At 66.4% G+C, this 289-nt stretch carries 1 pseudogene; it reads right to left on the bottom strand.

Going from position 1 to position 289, the window contains the following annotated elements:
• Positions 1–289, bottom strand: a pseudogene (locus EE949_RS29325) (signal peptide prediction); the annotation flags it as partial.

Below are 289 nucleotides of genomic sequence, written 5' to 3'. Positions count from 1 at the left end.
CCAACAGCCAGACCCCGCTTTCATTGCCGTGGCAAAACCCGTCGGGCATACGCTCGGGACGGTAGGCAAAGCTGTCAGCGTTGTGGGTCAGGGGCAGCATGCTGATGCGCTCGGTAACCGTGCTGCCCAGGCTGCCATCGTGCTGCACGAACAACCGCTCGCTGGGTACGCTGCCGCTGCCCAGGCGATCATCGGGCGACAGGCGTCCGCGCTTGGGCAGGTCATTGATCTCGTGCCACAACGCGACGCGCCGGGTGTCGATGGGTTGGATCGCCCGGGCCGGCCACAC

Source organism: Pseudomonas viridiflava (genome assembly GCF_900602065.1).
In the GTDB taxonomy this organism is placed as follows: Bacteria; Pseudomonadota; Gammaproteobacteria; order Pseudomonadales; family Pseudomonadaceae; genus Aquipseudomonas.
Note: the sequence above shows the minus strand (reverse complement) of the source record. Positions and strands in the feature narration are given on the sequence as shown.